Source organism: Brevundimonas sp. CEF1 (assembly GCF_051353055.1).
Classification (GTDB): Bacteria; Pseudomonadota; Alphaproteobacteria; order Caulobacterales; family Caulobacteraceae; genus Brevundimonas.
This window is the reverse complement of record NZ_CP195593.1, coordinates 1-15,000: the sequence shown is the minus strand read 5'-3', so window position 1 is coordinate 15,000 and position 15,000 is coordinate 1. Positions and strand designations below refer to the sequence as shown.

General features: G+C 67.8%; 16 protein-coding genes (1 of these 16 only partly in view). 7 read left to right on the top strand and 9 right to left on the bottom strand.

Going from position 1 to position 15,000, the window contains the following annotated elements; translation table 11 throughout:
- The 3 genes from ACR9FL_RS00080 to ACR9FL_RS00070 all read right to left on the bottom strand — a co-directional run.
- On the bottom strand, positions 1-483 hold the beginning of the coding sequence (locus ACR9FL_RS00080; protein ID WP_436356650.1) for a M24 family metallopeptidase. Its footprint begins 678 nt before the window's first position; the window shows 483 of its 1,161 coding nt (coding positions 1-483); its start codon is at positions 481-483; its stop codon lies beyond the left edge, outside the window.
- 70 nt (positions 484-553) lie between these two features.
- Positions 554-1,111, bottom strand: a complete 558-nt coding sequence (locus tag ACR9FL_RS00075) for an NADPH-dependent FMN reductase (RefSeq protein WP_436356649.1) — start codon at positions 1,109-1,111, stop codon at positions 554-556.
- Positions 1,111-2,073 carry a LysR substrate-binding domain-containing protein gene (locus ACR9FL_RS00070; RefSeq protein WP_436356648.1) on the bottom strand — a complete coding sequence of 321 codons (963 nt, stop codon included), beginning with the start codon at positions 2,071-2,073 and terminating at the stop codon, positions 1,111-1,113. Before ACR9FL_RS00070 ends, ACR9FL_RS00075 begins: the two co-directional genes overlap by 1 nt.
- Before the next feature lie 115 nt (positions 2,074-2,188).
- Here ACR9FL_RS00070 and ACR9FL_RS00065 point away from each other — a divergent pair, with 115 nt between their 5' ends.
- The 7 genes from ACR9FL_RS00065 (at position 2,189) to ACR9FL_RS00035 (ending at position 7,114) form a co-directional block, all read left to right on the top strand.
- A complete protein-coding gene (locus tag ACR9FL_RS00065; protein ID WP_296176889.1) occupies positions 2,189-3,058 on the top strand; it encodes a pirin family protein in 870 nt (289 codons plus the stop codon).
- Positions 3,059-3,165: 107 nt separating this feature from the next.
- On the top strand, positions 3,166-3,855 hold the full coding sequence (locus ACR9FL_RS00060; protein WP_296176888.1) for a hydrolase: 690 nt from the start codon (positions 3,166-3,168) through the stop codon (positions 3,853-3,855).
- Between the two features lie 72 nt (positions 3,856-3,927).
- The gene (locus tag ACR9FL_RS00055) at positions 3,928-4,569 is read left to right on the top strand and encodes a hydrolase (RefSeq protein WP_436356647.1); all 642 of its coding nucleotides are present in this window, start codon (positions 3,928-3,930) and stop codon (positions 4,567-4,569) included.
- Positions 4,570-4,643: 74 nt separating this feature from the next.
- Positions 4,644-5,279: a hydrolase gene (locus ACR9FL_RS00050; protein WP_296176883.1), complete on the top strand. Its 636-nt coding sequence runs from the start codon at positions 4,644-4,646 to the stop codon at positions 5,277-5,279.
- A 73-nt stretch (positions 5,280-5,352) separates the two neighbouring features.
- Positions 5,353-5,733, top strand: a complete 381-nt coding sequence (locus ACR9FL_RS00045; RefSeq protein WP_296176881.1) for a DoxX family protein — start codon at positions 5,353-5,355, stop codon at positions 5,731-5,733.
- 54 nt (positions 5,734-5,787) lie between these two features.
- A complete protein-coding gene (locus ACR9FL_RS00040; RefSeq protein WP_436356646.1) occupies positions 5,788-6,684 on the top strand; it encodes a pirin family protein in 897 nt (298 codons plus the stop codon).
- 28 nt (positions 6,685-6,712) lie between these two features.
- The gene (locus ACR9FL_RS00035) at positions 6,713-7,114 is read left to right on the top strand and encodes an OsmC family protein (protein WP_436356645.1); all 402 of its coding nucleotides are present in this window, start codon (positions 6,713-6,715) and stop codon (positions 7,112-7,114) included.
- A gap of 51 nt (positions 7,115-7,165) precedes the next feature.
- On the opposite strand, the gene ACR9FL_RS00030 is transcribed toward ACR9FL_RS00035, so the two are convergent.
- The 6 genes from ACR9FL_RS00030 to dnaA all read right to left on the bottom strand — a co-directional run bounded on the left by ACR9FL_RS00030 (position 7,166) and on the right by dnaA (position 15,000).
- Positions 7,166-7,636: a peptidase S1 gene (locus ACR9FL_RS00030; RefSeq protein ID WP_436356644.1), complete on the bottom strand. Its 471-nt coding sequence runs from the start codon at positions 7,634-7,636 to the stop codon at positions 7,166-7,168.
- 204 nt (positions 7,637-7,840) lie between these two features.
- On the bottom strand, positions 7,841-10,270 hold the full coding sequence (gene gyrB, locus ACR9FL_RS00025; protein WP_436356643.1) for a DNA topoisomerase (ATP-hydrolyzing) subunit B: 2,430 nt from the start codon (positions 10,268-10,270) through the stop codon (positions 7,841-7,843).
- A gap of 303 nt (positions 10,271-10,573) precedes the next feature.
- A complete protein-coding gene (gene recF, locus ACR9FL_RS00020) occupies positions 10,574-11,767 on the bottom strand; it encodes a DNA replication/repair protein RecF (protein ID WP_436356642.1) in 1,194 nt (397 codons plus the stop codon).
- Between the two features lie 165 nt (positions 11,768-11,932).
- Positions 11,933-12,217, bottom strand: a complete 285-nt coding sequence (locus ACR9FL_RS00015) for a GIY-YIG nuclease family protein (protein WP_436356641.1) — start codon at positions 12,215-12,217, stop codon at positions 11,933-11,935.
- Positions 12,218-12,281: 64 nt separating this feature from the next.
- Positions 12,282-13,400: a DNA polymerase III subunit beta gene (gene dnaN / locus ACR9FL_RS00010; protein WP_436356640.1), complete on the bottom strand. Its 1,119-nt coding sequence runs from the start codon at positions 13,398-13,400 to the stop codon at positions 12,282-12,284.
- A gap of 142 nt (positions 13,401-13,542) precedes the next feature.
- Positions 13,543-15,000 (bottom strand): chromosomal replication initiator protein DnaA, encoded by a 1,458-nt coding sequence (dnaA, locus tag ACR9FL_RS00005; protein WP_297933725.1) that lies wholly within the window; start codon positions 14,998-15,000, stop codon positions 13,543-13,545.

The window sequence follows — 15,000 nt, the reverse complement described above, 5'->3', positions numbered from 1 at the left end:
GGTCAAAAGCGCGATCTCGGCCGGAGACTTGATCCGACGCAACGCCGTCGTCAGCGGGCCGCCGTTCGCCAGCCGCTCCGCCCCGAGCGCCCCGGCCATCCCCAGCCAGACGAAGGTCGCCACCAGTTCGTCCACCGCCAGTCGCCCGCCCGAAGGCAGCCGCCCGGCGATCAGGGCATAGGGGCTGTCTTCTTCTTCCCAGGTCAGGATCTCGCCCGATACAGCGCCCGCCGTCAGGGCGCCGACCTTGTCCAGTTCGAACCGGGGGCAGATGTATTCCACTCGACCGTCGGCGTGGATCAGGGCGCCGGTCAGACGCTCGGACGGATGCCAGTCCAGACCGGTGAAATAGAGCAGAGAGGTGGTCGAGCCGAGCAGAAGGGCGGCCAGCCCCTGGGCGTCCAGCATGGCGGCCAGGGCCTGGATACGGGCGCGGCGCTCATCGACGCCGATGGGAAGGGCGGCAGGTGCGGCGAAGGTCATGATCAGCGTCGAGGCCCGTTGAAAGAAACGTCAGCTGTCTTTCATCGCCGCCGCAATGACAAGCCAGGGCCTATCGCTTCGCGTCGGCCACATGGGCGACGAAGCCCTGGACGAAGCGCGCCAGACGGCGGCGCGCCTCCTCATCGATCAGACGCCCCTCCGCGTCGAAGGCGGCGCCCGCGTGCGGGACCAGCATGCGCCCGCCGAACCAGGGGGCGGTGCCCAGGGTGCGCAGGACCGGCAGCCAGGCGGCCTGGCTCATCACCGTACCGAACGGTCCCGGCGAGGCGCCCAGCACCGCCACGGGCCGTCCGCCGAACACCCGCTCGATGTCCGAAGCCGGGCGGCTGAGCCAGTCGATGGCGTTCTTGAATACGCCGGGCATGCCGTTGTTGTATTCAGGCGTGAACAGCATCACGCCGTCGCTGTCGGCGATCAGATCCTTCAGCAGGACCACCGCCTCGGGCAGGCCCTGATCGCGCTCGACGTCGCCGTCATAGAGGGGGATGCCCCGGATCGAGCCTTCGATCAGCTCCACCCCGTCCGGCGCCAGTTTCTGGGCCGCCCGCAGCAGGGCGCTGTTGTAGGAGCCCGCCCTCAGGCTGCCCGACACTCCGACCAGTCGCATCAGTCGCTCGTCTCCGCAAAGGCATAGGGGGTCGCGCGCGGCGACACCGGCGTTTCACCGTGAATCTGCTGTTCGGCGCAACCCTGGACCAGAAAATCGAGCAACAGCCGGACCGAGGGCAGCAACCCCCGTCGCGAGGGGAAGACTGCATGGACGATCCACTTCCTGGGTCGCCAGTCGGGCAGAAGGTCGATCAGACGCCCCGCCTCCAGATCGCGCGCCACCGCCACGCTGGGCAGCAGGACGACGCCCAGTCCCCGCAGCGCCCCCTCGTGCAGCATGTGCAGGTCGTCGGTCACCAGGCGCGGCGCATGGCGCACCGAGGCGGTCATCCCCTCCCTGTGCTCCAGGGCCCAGACGTGGTCGCGGTGCGCCGGACCGAAGTCCAGGCTGGGCCAGTCGGCCAGGTCCGCCGGGCCGCTCGGCGGCGCGAACCGCGCGATCAGATCGGGCGCGGCGACCAGGCGGTGCACGCTCTCGTCCAGCTTGCGCATGACCAGGTCGGCGGCCTCCAGCGGCGGCTCGCGCACGCGGATGGCCAGGTCGAAACCCTCGCCGATGACGTCGACGCGGCGGGTGGTGCTGTGCAGATGCACCTCGACCTCCGGATAGACGGCCATGAAGCGGGCGATCAGCCCGGCCATCTGATAGGTCAGCAGCCCCGGCACGCAGGCGACGCGGATGACCCCGCGCGGCTGGGCGGCGACATTGTCAATCACGGCCTGGGCCGCCTCGGCCTCGACCAGCATGGCCAGGCAGTGGCGGTAATATTCCTGACCGACCTCGGTGACCGAGAACTTGCGCGACGACCGCTGGATCAGGCGCGTGCCCAGTTGATCCTCCAGAAAGGCGATGCGGCGGCTCAGCTTGGACTTCTGCATCCCCAGCGCCCTAGCCGCCGGGGCGAAGCCGCCGTGGTCCACCACCTGGACGAAGTAATAGAGGTCGTTGAGGTCTCTCATCGTCCTATCAGTAGAACGCAGCGAGGCGATTTTGCAATCTTCTGCGGTCAGCGTTCCATCGTCATAAAGCCTCCAACGCGATCGGCGAGGCCCGGTCGCTCCAAGGAGACACACCATGAAGAAGGTTCTGGGACGTTACGGCAATGATCGCGGCCACTGGGTCGGCGACGGTTTCCCCGTCCGCTCGCTGTTTTCCTATGACAGCGTCGGCAAGCACGTCAGCCCCTTCCTGCTGCTCGACTACGCCGGCCCGCACAATTTCGAGCCGACCGACAAGCGTCGCGGCGTGGGCCAGCACCCGCACCGCGGCTTCGAGACGGTGACCATCGTCTATGACGGCGAGGTCGAGCATCGCGACTCGACCGGCCAGGGCGGCGTCATCGGCCCTGGCGACGTCCAGTGGATGACGGCCGGCGGCGGCATCCTGCACGAGGAGTTCCACTCGCCCGCCTTTGCGCGGACCGGCGGCCCCTTCCGCATGGTGCAGCTGTGGGTCAACCTGCCCGCCAAGGACAAGATGACCCGCCCCGGCTACCAGTCGATCCTCAACGCCGATATTCCAAGCGTTTCCCTGCCTGACAATGCGGGGACCGCGCGGATCATCGCCGGCGCCATGGACGGCTCGAAAGGCCCGGCCAGCACCTTCACCCCCATCAATGTGTGGGACGTGCGGTTGAACCGGGACGCCGAGACGACGCTGGACCTGCCGGAAGGCCACACCGCCATCGTGGTGGTCCTGTCGGGTCACGTCACGGTCAACGGCGACCAGCCCGCCGGGTCCGCCGAGGCCCTGCTGCTGGACCGTCAGGGCGACAGCGTCACCCTGAGCGCCGATGCGGACGCCGTCCTGCTGGTCCTGACCGGCGAGCCCATCGACGAGCCCATCGTCGGCTACGGCCCGTTCGTGATGAACAGCGAGGACGAAATCCGCACCGCGATCACGGACTTCAACAGCGGCCGCTTCGGCGACATCCCGGCCGCCTGATCCTCCTCTCGAAAACGTAAGGCCCGGTCTTCGGACCGGGCCGCAACCCCCAGCCTTGGCCGGACATTCGTCCGAGCGCGGCCCCCTGCCTGAAAGGAAAGACCCTCATGTCCGCTTCCACCCTGCCCGCCAACTTCAACGGCCAGCGCCCGGTCATCGACCCGAACGACGCCGTCATGCTGCTGATCGACCACCAGAGCGGCCTGTTCCAGACCGTCGCCGACATGCCGATGACCACCCTGCGCCGTCACGCCGCCGCCCTGGCCTCGATGGCGACCCTGGCCAAGCTGCCGGTCATCACCACCGCCTCGGTGCCCCAGGGTCCGAACGGCCCGCTGATCCCCGAAATCCACGCCAATGCTCCCCACGCCCAGTATGTGGCGCGCAAGGGCGAGATCAACGCCTGGGACAACCCCGACTTCGTCGCCGCCGTTAAGGCGACCGGCCGCAAGACCCTGATCATCGCCGGCACCATCACCAGCGTCTGCATGGCCTTCCCCGCCATCAGCGCCGCCTATGAGGGCTACAAGGTCTTCGTGGTGGTCGACGCCTCGGGCACCTATTCCAAGATGGCCCAGGAGATCACCCTGGCCCGCGTGGTCCAGGCCGGCGTCGTGCCGATGGACATGGCCGCCGTCGCCTCGGAACTGCAGAAGACCTGGCACCGTGACGACGCCCAGCAGTGGGCCGAGGTCTATACCCAGATCTTCCCCCCCTATCAGCTGCTGATCGAGAGCTACGGCAAGGCCCAGCAGGTCGCCACCGACCACGAGATGCTGGACTCGCAGCGCAGCTGACGCCCCTGCGCCGGTTCCGCTCGCCCCCTTCGGGCGGCGCCGGCGCCCCCCCTTTTCAGAAAGGACCACCCCATGACCAGCGAACCCATCCGCGACCCCAAGGCCGACGATCTGCTGACCCCCGAAAACTCGGCCTTCGTCATCATCGACTATCAGCCGGTCCAGGTGAACTCGATCGCCTCGATGGACCGCCAGCTTCTGGTCAACAACATCGTCGGCACGGCCAAGGCCGCCGTGGCCTATGGCCTGCCCATCGTCCACTCGACGGTCAATGTGAAGACCGGGCTGAACAAGCCGCCGATCGCCCAGCTGCGCAAGGTGCTGGCCGACTACCCGACCTATGACCGCACCACGATCAACTCCTGGGAGGACGTGGAATTCCGCAAGGCGGTCGAGGCGACCGGCCGCAAGAAGCTGATCATGACCGCCCTGTGGACCGAGGCCTGCCTGACCTTCCCGGCGCTCGACGCCCTGCGCGAAGGCTATGAGGTCTATGTCGTGGCCGACGCCGTCGGCGGCACCTCGACCACGGCCCACGACATGGCCCTGCGCCGCATCGAGCAGGCCGGCGGAAAGATGATCTCCGTGCCGCAACTCTTCTGCGAACTGCAGCGCGACTGGAAGCGGTCGGAAACCGTCCCGGCCTTCATCAACCTCTTCATCGAAACCGGCGGCACGGCCGGGATTCAGTTCTCCTACGACAAGGAAGACTGAGGACTGGGGCGGCCCGGTTCCCCGACTCGGGCCGCCACCCTTTCATCCGACACAATCCGAAAGCGAGAGAGATCATGGCGACCGACGACACCCTGCTGACCGGCGACAATCACGCCCTTCTGCTGATCGACCATCAGTATCTGCAACTGCTGGCCGTGCGCTCCCACCCCAATGATGTGGTCGTGAACAACACGGTCATGCTGGCCAAGGGCGCCAAGATCTTCGACGTGCCGACCCTGTTCACCACCGCCTTCGCCGAGCGACAGGAACTGATCCAGGAAGTCCAGGCGGTCCACCCGGATCAGAAGCCGATCGACCGCACCGGCCTGAACTCCTGGGACGACGCGCGCGTGCGCGACTGGGTCAAGGCGACCGGCAAGAAGAAGCTGGTCATGGCCGGCCTATGGACCGAGGTCTGCCTCACCATGCCTGTGCTCTCGGCCCTGGCCGAGGGCCATGAGGTCTATATCGTCACCGACGCCTCCGGCGGCGGCAGCAACGAAGGTCACGAGCGCGCCGTTCAGCGCATGATCCAGGCGGGCGCCCGCCCCCTGACCGTCGCCTCCTACGTCAGCGAACTGCAGCGCGACTGGGGTCGCGAGGCCACCGCCGGCGCTGTCGCCAGCCTGTTCGCCGAACTGGGCGGCGGCTTCGGCCAGGGCCTGCGCTGGGAATGGCAACTGCTGGCGCTGAAGGAAGGCACCCGCTGAGCCGACAACGCCCGGAGCGGCCCGCGCCGCTCCGGGCGCTTGGATAAGCCGTCTCAGATCAGGGCTAGGCGCCATGACCGACCATTACCTGTTGATCGGCCGCATCCTCCTGGTCCTGCTCTTTCTTCAGAGCGGGATCACCAAGGCCATCCGCTTTCAGGATGGCCTTGGCGAGGTTCGCAGCAAGAATATCCCCTTTCCGCACCTGGCCCTGCTGGGCACGGTCGTCCTGCAGATCGTGGGAAGCGCCCTGCTGATCGCGGGCTGGTTCACCACCCCGACCGCCGCCCTGATGGCCCTGTTCACCCTGGCCACGGCGGTCGTATTCTATGACTTCTGGAACTTGAAAGCCGAGCAGCGCGCTGCATCCTTGAACGGGTTTTTCGAACACATCAGCATCATCGGCGGCTTCCTGATCCTGATGGCCGCCGGACCGGGGCGCTTTGTTCTCTGAAACCTTCACAGTGCCGCTTACACTCAACCCCATCCCGGACTTGGAGAAAGCCCCATGATCGAACTCGTCATCGACCAGCGCCGCAAGGATCTCGGCGGCTTCGAGGTGGGCCGCGTCCTGCCCTACGCCAAGCGCCGCTCGGTCGGTCCCTTCGTCTTCTTCGATCACATGGGGCCGGTCGACATGCCGGCGGGCCTGCCCAAGACGGTGGACGTGCGCCCCCACCCCCACATCGGCATCTCGACCCTGACCTATCTGTTCGAGGGCGAGATCACCCACCGCGACAGCCTGGGCGTCCAGCAGGACATCCGCCCGGCCGAGGTCAACTGGATGACCGCCGGCAGCGGCGTCACCCATTCCGAACGCTTCGAGCGCGCCCGCCGCGAAGGCGCCCGTCTGGAGGGCATCCAGGCCTGGGTCGCCCTGCCCGACGGTCAGGAAGAGATCGATCCCTCCTTCCAGCATGTCGGCACCGCTGAACTGCCGACCTGGAGCGAGGACGGGGTCAAGGGCCGGCTGGCGGCGGGCGAGGCCCTGGGCCTGAAGGCCGGGGTCAGCACCTTCTCGCCCCTGCACTATATCCATCTGGAGCTGGAGCCCGGCGCCCGCTTCCAGACCCCGACCAATCACTCCGAAAGCGCCATCTATGTGGTCCAGGGCCTGGTCGAGATCGACGACGGCCGCCCCATTGGTCACGGCCAGATGGCGGTGCTGGAAAAGAAGATCGCCTCGGTCATCTGCGCCCTTGAACCCTCGACCGTCATGGTGCTGGGCGGCGAACCGGTGGGCGAACGCTTCATCGACTGGAACTTCGTGTCGTCGTCCAAGGACCGCATCGAACAGGCCAAGGCCGACTGGCGCGCCGGACGGATGAAGCTGCCCGACATGGACGATCAAGAGTTCATCCCCCTGCCGCCCGACCCGACCCCGCCTGCCAATCCCATGTCCTGACCCCAGCCCTCTGAACGGAGCCGCCCTCATGGCCGTCGCCCACGCCCACATCGGAACCGCCCGCTACCGGACCTCGATCCGGACGGGCGGCGACCTGAAGCACGAACTGACCGCCGACGAACCGGAACGCCTGGGCGGCGCCGACAGCGGCCCGGCGCCCTTCGACCTGCTGATCTCGGCGCTCGGGGCCTGCACCGCCATCACCCTGACCATGTATGCCGAAAAGAAGGGCTGGCCTCTGGAGGGGCTGGACGTCCAGCTGGAGTATCTGGGCGGCGAGACCCCGCCGCGCATCGAGCGCCTGCTGACGCCCGCCGGGCCGCTGGACGAGGCCCAGCGCGCCCGCCTGGCCGACGTGGCCGAACGCACCCCCGTCACCCTGGCCATCAAGAACGGCGTGCCTGTGCACACCACCCTGGCCGGGGCCTGAAACAGGCCTCGGCCCGGCGGCGCGTCCGCATCAAGCGTCAGACCTGGGGGCTCAGGGCGTTTCGGTGACCAGAAGGGTGGCGTTGGCCGTGCCGCCGCCGAAGGTGCCGATCCAGACGTCATAGGTGCCGCTACGCGGCTTGTCGAAACGCACCTGGGCGTCGCCGTCGCCATAGCTGTCGTCGTCGCAGGACCAGCTGCCGTCCGGGCCGTTGATGATCAGGGTGGTGTCCACTGACGACAGGGTGCGGAACACCAGCGGCAGACGCCCCGCCTCATAGGTGACCTCAAAGTCCGGCGCATCGGCGACATTGCCCACGCAGGCGGCGGGCAAGGGCGTGTCGGCATAGGCGTCGATGGAGCCCCCCGCCGTCACCGACACCCGATAGGGATCGGGCGTGAACCCTGCCCTCAGGACGATCTCGCCATAGGTGGCGGTCTTGCTGGAATCCTGGGCCAGAGCCCCCGGCGAAGCCGAGACAAGCGCCAGCGCCGCCGCGCCCGCGAACACCACGTTTCTCATGAATTTCTCCCGCCCCAGCCCTGGGGCATTCAGCGAACCCCGTTAGGGATGCGCCGCACCCAGACGTGCGTCAAGACGCCGCAACCGAGACACGAAAAAGTCATAATCCAGCCAGAGGACGACACCCCGAGGCCGCCCTCCATACCAGAACGGGCCGCCCCGAAAGGACGGCCCGTCAGGCAGTTCAGAGAGCCGGTTCGACGATCAGACGTCGACGGCGGCGTCCAGGGCGTTGTCCTGGATGAACTCGCGGCGAGGCTCCACCACATCGCCCATCAGCTTGGCGAACAGGTCGTCGGCGTCGTCGCCGTGCTCGACCTTGACCTGCAACAGGGTGCGGGCGTTGACGTCCAGCGTCGTCTCCCACAGCTGCTCGGGGTTCATCTCGCCCAGACCCTTGTAGCGCTGGATGGCCATGCCCTTCTTGCCGGCGTCCAGCACGGCGGTCAGCAGGTCCAGCGGCCCGCGGATCGTCGTGGTCTTGTCCTTGCGGCGATAGACGGCGGGCTGGTCGAACAGGCCCTCGAAGGTCGCGGCGCGTTCGGCCAGGCGACGGGCGTCCAGAGAGCGGCCCAGTTGTTCGTCCAGGACGATGGTCTCGCTGACGGCGCGGCGAACGCGGCTGAACACCACCCCGCCCTGCTCGGCGCGGTCGCCCGACCACGGACCGTCGCCTTCTTCGGCATAGAGGTTCAGGCGCGTCGCAGCGCTGGCGGCGCGCGTCTCCAGCTCGCCGGCGCTCTCGGTGAACAGGCCGGCCAGGGCGCCCTGCTCGATGGCGAAGGCGGGGGCGCGGGCGGCCAGACGGTCGACCAGGGCCTTGAAGGCCTTGGCCTCGCGCACCAGGGCCTGCAGGTCCAGACCCATGCGGCGCTCGCCGTTGAACAGGTCCAGCTCGGCGTCGGCGCAGCCCTCCTCGATCAGATAGGCGTCCATCTCCGCCTGGTCCTTGACGTAGCGGTGCTGCTTGCCCTTCGACACCTTATAGAGGGGCGGCTGGGCGATGTAGACGTGGCCGCGTTCGATCAGCTCCGGCATCTGACGATAGAAGAAGGTCAGCAGCAGGGTGCGGATGTGGGCGCCGTCGACGTCGGCGTCGGCCATCAGGATGATCTTGTGATAGCGCAGCTTGTCGGCGTTGAAGTCGTCGCGGCCGATGCCGGTGCCGAGCGCCAAAATCAGCGTGCCGATCAGGTCCGACGACAGCATCCGGTCAAAACGCGCGCGCTCGACGTTCAGGATCTTGCCGCGCAGGGGCAGGACGGCCTGGTTCTCGCGGTTGCGCGCCTGCTTGGCCGAGCCGCCTGCGCTGTCGCCCTCGACGATGAAGAGTTCGGACTTGGCCGGATCGCGTTCCTGACAGTCGGCCAGCTTGCCGGGCAGAGAGCTGATCTCCAGCGCGGACTTGCGCCGCGTCAGGTCGCGCGCCTTGCGGGCGGCTTCGCGGGCCGAGGCGGCTTCGATAATCTTCGACACAATAAGCTTGGCTTCGACCGGGTGTTCCTCGAACCAGGTGGACAGGCCTTCCGAGCACAGGTTCTCGACCGCCGGGCGCACCTCGGACGAGACCAGCTTGTCCTTGGTCTGCGAGCTGAACTTGGGGTCCGGCACCTTGACCGACAGGACGCAGGTCAGGCCTTCGCGGGCGTCCTCGCCGGTCGGGGCGACCTTCTCCTTCTTGGCCAGGCCCGAGCTCTCGATATAGCCGCCCATGACGCGGGTCAGGCTGGCGCGGAAGGCCGACAGGTGGGTGCCCCCGTCCCGCTGGCTGATGTTGTTGGTGAAGCACAGCATGGTCTCGTGGTAGCTGTCGTTCCACCACAGGGCGAGATCCATTTCGATCCCGTCCTTCTGGCCGCGGATGACGATGACGTCCTTCAGGATCGGCGTCTTGGACTTGTCGAGGTGACGCACGAAGGCTTCGACCCCGCCCTCATAGTGCAGCAGGATCTCGACCGGCTCGGCGCCGCGATGGTCGCTCAGCTTGATGACCACGCCCGAGTTCAGGAAGGCCATTTCCCGCAGACGGTGTTCCAGCGTCTTCAGGTCGAAGTCGATGTGGCTGAAGGTGTCGATCGACGGATAGAAGGTGACCTCGGTGCCGGTCAGCAGACGGCCCTTGTCCTCGCGCATCGGCGCATCGCCGACGACCGCCAGCGAACGCACGGTCTCGCCGCGCTCGAAGCGGACGGTGTGCTTCTTGCCGTCGCGATAGACGACCAGCTCCAGCCAGTCGGACAGGGCGTTGACCACGGACACGCCCACGCCGTGCAGACCGCCGGACACCTTGTAGGAGTTCTGGTCGAACTTACCGCCGGCGTGCAGCTGGGTCATGATGACCTCGGCGGCGGAAATGCCTTCCTCGGCGTGGATGGCGGTCGGAATGCCCCGCCCGTTGTCGGTCACGGTGACCGAGCCGTCCTCGTTCAGGGTGACCGTCACCAGGTCGGCGTGACCGGCCAGGGCCTCGTCGATGGCGTTGTCGACCACCTCATAGACCATGTGGTGCAGGCCCGAGCCGTCGTCGGTGTCGCCGATATACATGCCGGGGCGCTTGCGCACCGCGTCCAGGCCTTTGAGAACCTTGATGGAATCGGCGCCGTATTCCGGCGAGGCGTCAGTCTGATCGGTCATGAAAACGTCGGCTCAGGGTCCGCGAACGGACAGGGAAAAGACGGCCGCTCAGCCGTCCGCGTCAGGGCGCAAATCACCACGCCCCGACGCCGCCAACATATAGGAAATTCGACGGGAAAAGCCACCTCTCTACCCTTCTCCCCTTGCGAGAGCCGGCGCTCAAGCAGCCGCAGGCGTTAGCGCGAAAAACCCTTCTCCCCTTGCGGGAGAAGGTGGGCGCCGAAGGCGCTCGGATGAGGGGTCTCTCAGGACGATTGTACAGGCGGCCGCACGACACGCTCGAAGGCGCGTCCGAACGCAGCGCTACCCCTCATCCGTCTCGCTGCGCGAGCCACCTTCTCCCGCAAGGGGAGAAGGAGAAAGCAGGGCCCCGCCTTCCACCGAAACGAACTGCGCCCGCCCCTCCAAAGCGGCGAACAGGCCGCGCTCAGTGCCGGTCATGAAGGCCTGCAGGCCCAGGGCCTCGATCTCGTCGAACAGGGCGGCGCGACGCGCCTCATCCAGATGGGCCGGAGCCTCGTCCAGCAGCAGGACCGGCTGAGCCTTCTGTCCCGCCAACCGCCCCACCTGGGCCAGGATCAGGTTCAGCACCAGGGCCTTCTGCTCGCCCGACGACCCTTCGGCGGCGGGCCGGTTCTTCTCGCGATGCAGGGCTGTCAGGTCCGAGCGGTGCGGCCCGAACAGCGAGCGCCCGGCGGCGGCGTCGCGCCCCCGCGCCCGCATGAAGCCCTCGCCCAGCATGCCGACCACGTCGGCCTCATCCGCTCCCGCCGCCGCCATCTCCTCGGCCGGGCCGGTCAGACCCAGGTCGGCCTGGGGGAAGGGCCGGTCGTCGCGCGCATCGATGCCCGCCTGCAGCGCCGCCAGCGCCCGCGTCCGCGCCACAGCCGCCCGCGCCCCTGCCTCGGACAGCCGCGCCTCCAGGGCGTCCAGCCACAGGGGATCGGCGGGCCGACCCCCCTCAGAAGAATGGGCCGCCCCGTCGGTCAGCAGCTTCAGCCTCTCGCGCAGGGCCTTCTCATAGGTCGAGACCGTGGCCGCATGATCGGGATCGGCGGCAAAGACCAGCCGGTCGAAGAACCGCAGCCGCCCCGCCCGCGCGTCGGAAAACAAACGGTCCTGCTCGGGCGTGGCCCAGACCGGGCGCAGGTGATCCAGCAGCCGTCCCGGCGGGGCCGTCTCGCCGTCGATGCGGACGATGCGGCGTGCGGCGCCCGGCGTCTGCACCCCGGTGCCCAGACGCACCTCCTCGCCGTCTTCGTCCAGCGTGACCATGACGGCCCAGGCCCGACCCACGGCCTCGCCCGGCTCGCGCCGCCCCATCTCCTGCGCCGTCGCCCCGCGCAGGCCCTTGCCGGGGGTCAGCAGGCTGATGGCCTCCAGCAAATTGGTCTTGCCCGCCCCGTTCGGCCCATGCAGCACCACGGCCCCGCCGGAAACCGGCAGGCTGGCGCTCGCATAGGAACGGAAGTCAGTAAGGGCGAGGGAGGTGATCATGCGTCGATCAGCAGATACACCGATTTGGTCAGAAGAGACCGAATTAGAAACCGCTCACCCCGGCGGACGCCGGGGTCCAGTGAGAGCCGGCATGCTCGAGCCTTGAAGCCAAAGCACTGGATCCCGGCGTCCGCCGGGATGAGCGGAGCATAGGCTCAACACACATCAAAGCAGTGTCGGAAGCAGATCGTCCCAGCCGGGATTCATCCGCTCGATCAGGTCGAGCTTCCATTCCCGCCGCCATTCCTTGATCTGGCGCTCACGGCGAAAAGCCTCGTCGCGCGTTCCGTGGAGCTCGTACCAGACCAGACGGGAAAGCCCATACTTAGCCGTGAACCCGCCGCGCAGCTTCTCGCGATGTTCGACGGCCCGCTTCAACAGATCGTCGGTGGAGCCAGTGTAGAGTGTGCCGTTGCGCTGGCCGGCCAGGATGTAGGTGTAGAAATACATCCAACCTCCCGGCGCGGCTCTCACTGGCCCCCGGCGTCCGCCGGGGTGAGCGGGTTGGTGGGACCTACACCCGCAGCGGCATCAGCACGTACTGCACACCCACGTCGGCCGGATCGAGCACCAAAGTCGGGCTGGCCGGGTCAGCGAATTTGAAGTGGGCGGTTTCGCCGGTGATCTGGCCCGCGACGTCCAGCAGGTAGCGGGCGTTGAAGCCGATTTCGAAGGGCTCTTCGGAATAGCCGATCTCGACCTCTTCCTCGGCCTGACCGGCTTCCATGTTGCGGACGGTCAGCTTCACCCGGTCGTTGTCGAAGGCCAGCTTCACCGAGCGGCTCTTCTCGGCCGAGATGGTGGCCACGCGGTCGACGGCCTTGGAGAAGAGGGCGTTGTCGATGTCGGCCTGCTTGTCATTGCCCTTGGGAATGACGCGCAGATAGTCGGGGAAGGCGCCGTCGATGACCTTGGAGGTCAGGCTGGCCTGGCCGAATTCGAAGCGGATCTTCTGGGCCGAAACCTGGACCTCGACCGGACCGGCGCCGTCGTCCAGCAGGCGGCGGACCTGATCCACCGTCTTGCGCGGCACGATGACGCCGGGGCCGCCCGCCGCGCCTTCCGGCGCCGGGGTCTCGGCCAGGGCCAGGCGGTGGCCGTCGGTGGCCACGGCGCGCAGCAGCGGAATCCCGCCGTCGGACACCGTGTGCAGATAGAGGCCGTTCAGATAATAGCGCGTCTCCTCGGTCGAGACGGCGAAGCGGGTCTTGTCGATCAGGCGCGCCAGGTCTTCCTTGGGCAGGCTGTAGCGCGCGCCCGAGGTCTCGGTGGACATGACCGGGAAGTCGCCCGCCGGCAGCACCGGCAGGTTGAAGCGCGAACGTCCGGCCGAAATGACCAGACGCGGATCCTCGCCCGAATAGGTCAGCGAGACCTCGGCGCCGTCCGGCAGCTTCTTGACGATTTCATACAGGGTATGGGCCGGGGCCGTGATCTGCCCCTCGACGTTCACCTGGGCCTCGGCCTCGTCGACCATCTCCATGTCGAGGTCGGTGGCGGCGAAGGACAGGCGGTCGCGCCCAGCGCTCAGCAGCACGTTCGACAGGATCGGAATGGTGTTGCGGCGCTCGACCACGCTCTGAACATGCCCGAGGGCCTTCAGGAGCGCGGAACGTTCGATGGTCAGCTGCATGTGGTCTCGCCCGGGCCGCGACGCCTTCATCAGCGTCGCCGTAAGGATGGGCTGGAACACTAGCGCATTGAGCGGCGGGGGCAACGGGGGGCCGACATCCGACGACGTCTGCCCCCGCTATCCACAGGCCTGCGGTGGAGCTTTAGCCGCGCAGCTTGCGGGTAAGGGCTTCCACGTCGCGCGCGATCTGCTCTTCCTTGGGCATCAGCTCCTCGATCTTGCGCACGCCGTGCAGGACGGTCGTGTGATCGCGCCCGCCGAAGCGACGGCCGATGTCGGGATAGGAGCGGGTCGTGTGCTGCTTGCACAGATACATGGCGATCTGGCGCGGGCGGGCGATGGCGCGGGTCCGGCGCTCGCTCAGCAGATCGGCCTGCTTCAGGTTGAAATGGTCGGCGACCGTCTTCTGGATCTCGTCCACCGTGATGCGGCGCTCGGGACCGCCGCGCAGGGCGACGCCCAGCAGGCCTTGCGTCTCGTCGACCGTCAGGGCCGACAGGCGGGCGCCGGCGACGGCGGCCAGGGTGTTCACGGCGCCTTCCAGCTCGCGCATCGAGCCGGGGGTGCGGTCCACCAGGTGTTCCAGCACGTCGATGCGCGCCTCGCCCGAGACGACGCCCAGCTTGGCCAGGGCGTTCAGACGCGACTGGGCCACGGCGATCTTCAGATTGCGGTCGGCGGCTTCGACCGGGCAGGTCAGGCCGGCGGCCAGGTGGCTGCGCAGGCGCGGCTCGACGTCGGTCAGGGCGGTCGGGGCGCGGTCGGCCGACAGGACGATGCGTTTGCCGTCCTCGATCAGCGAGGTCAGGGTGTTGAGCAGTTCTTCCTGGGTGCTCGTCTTGCCGCCGACGAACTGGACGTCGTCCAGCAGCAGCATGTCGGCCGAGCGCAGGCTTTCCTTGAAGGCCGCGGTCGAGCGGTCCTGCATGGCGCGCACGAAGGTCGACAAGAAGCGCTCGGCGGTCAGATAGACCACCTTGGCGTCGGGGCGCAGGCGCTGCGCCTCCCAGGCGATGGCGTTCAGCAGGTGGGTCTTGCCGTAGCCGTAGGGGCCGCAGAAGAAGACCGGGTTGAAGTGGCCGTCGGCCCAGCTGGCCACCTGCTTGGCGATGGCGAGCGCGAAGGCGTTGCCCTGGCCTTCCACGAAGCTGTCGAAATTCAGCCGCTCCTGCAGACCGGCGGCGCGCACCGCGCGGGCGCCGTCGGTCGAGGGGGCGAAGGCGGACGCCGCCATGGCCGAAGCCTGGGCCGACACCGCAGCGGGAGCGATCACGCCGCCCACCGAGGCCAGACGAGGGGCCTCGCCGGCGGGGAAGGCCGTGGCCGGGGCGGGTGACCCCACCTCGGCGCGGCAGCGCACGTCCAGACGGCGCGACAGGCCGTCCAGGCCCAGCCACAGCTCGTTCATGCGACGCAGGGCGTTCTTGCGCACCCAGTCCCGCGCATAGGCGGTCGGCGTCACCAGGATCAGATTGCCGCTCGCGTCCAGGCGCACGGCCGACGGCGCGATGTAGCTGCTGAACGGACCGTCGCCGATCTCGGTCTTCAGACGGCCCGCCGCCTCAGTCCAGATACGGTCCGGATCCGTCATGCCCGTCAT

Bases quoted from the DNA above. Each gene is read 5' to 3' on its own strand.
- ACR9FL_RS00030 (WP_436356644.1), bottom strand. From the start codon at position 7,636: ATGAGAAACGTGGTGTTCGCGGGCGCGGCGGCGCTGGCGCTTGTCTCG.
- recF (WP_436356642.1), bottom strand. From the start codon at position 11,767: ATGATCACCTCCCTCGCCCTTACTGACTTCCGTTCCTATGCGAGCGCC.
- gyrB (WP_436356643.1), bottom strand. From the start codon at position 10,270: ATGACCGATCAGACTGACGCCTCGCCGGAATACGGCGCCGATTCCATC.
- ACR9FL_RS00045 (WP_296176881.1), top strand. From the start codon at position 5,353: ATGACCGACCATTACCTGTTGATCGGCCGCATCCTCCTGGTCCTGCTC.
- ACR9FL_RS00050 (WP_296176883.1), top strand. From the start codon at position 4,644: ATGGCGACCGACGACACCCTGCTGACCGGCGACAATCACGCCCTTCTG.
- ACR9FL_RS00060 (WP_296176888.1), top strand. From the start codon at position 3,166: ATGTCCGCTTCCACCCTGCCCGCCAACTTCAACGGCCAGCGCCCGGTC.
- dnaA (WP_297933725.1), bottom strand. From the start codon at position 15,000: ATGACGGGCATGACGGATCCGGACCGTATCTGGACTGAGGCGGCGGGC.
- ACR9FL_RS00035 (WP_436356645.1), top strand. From the start codon at position 6,713: ATGGCCGTCGCCCACGCCCACATCGGAACCGCCCGCTACCGGACCTCG.
- ACR9FL_RS00065 (WP_296176889.1), top strand. From the start codon at position 2,189: ATGAAGAAGGTTCTGGGACGTTACGGCAATGATCGCGGCCACTGGGTC.
- dnaN (WP_436356640.1), bottom strand. From the start codon at position 13,400: ATGCAGCTGACCATCGAACGTTCCGCGCTCCTGAAGGCCCTCGGGCAT.
- ACR9FL_RS00015 (WP_436356641.1), bottom strand. From the start codon at position 12,217: ATGTATTTCTACACCTACATCCTGGCCGGCCAGCGCAACGGCACACTC.
- ACR9FL_RS00040 (WP_436356646.1), top strand. From the start codon at position 5,788: ATGATCGAACTCGTCATCGACCAGCGCCGCAAGGATCTCGGCGGCTTC.
- ACR9FL_RS00075 (WP_436356649.1), bottom strand. From the start codon at position 1,111: ATGCGACTGGTCGGAGTGTCGGGCAGCCTGAGGGCGGGCTCCTACAAC.
- ACR9FL_RS00070 (WP_436356648.1), bottom strand. From the start codon at position 2,073: ATGAGAGACCTCAACGACCTCTATTACTTCGTCCAGGTGGTGGACCAC.
- ACR9FL_RS00055 (WP_436356647.1), top strand. From the start codon at position 3,928: ATGACCAGCGAACCCATCCGCGACCCCAAGGCCGACGATCTGCTGACC.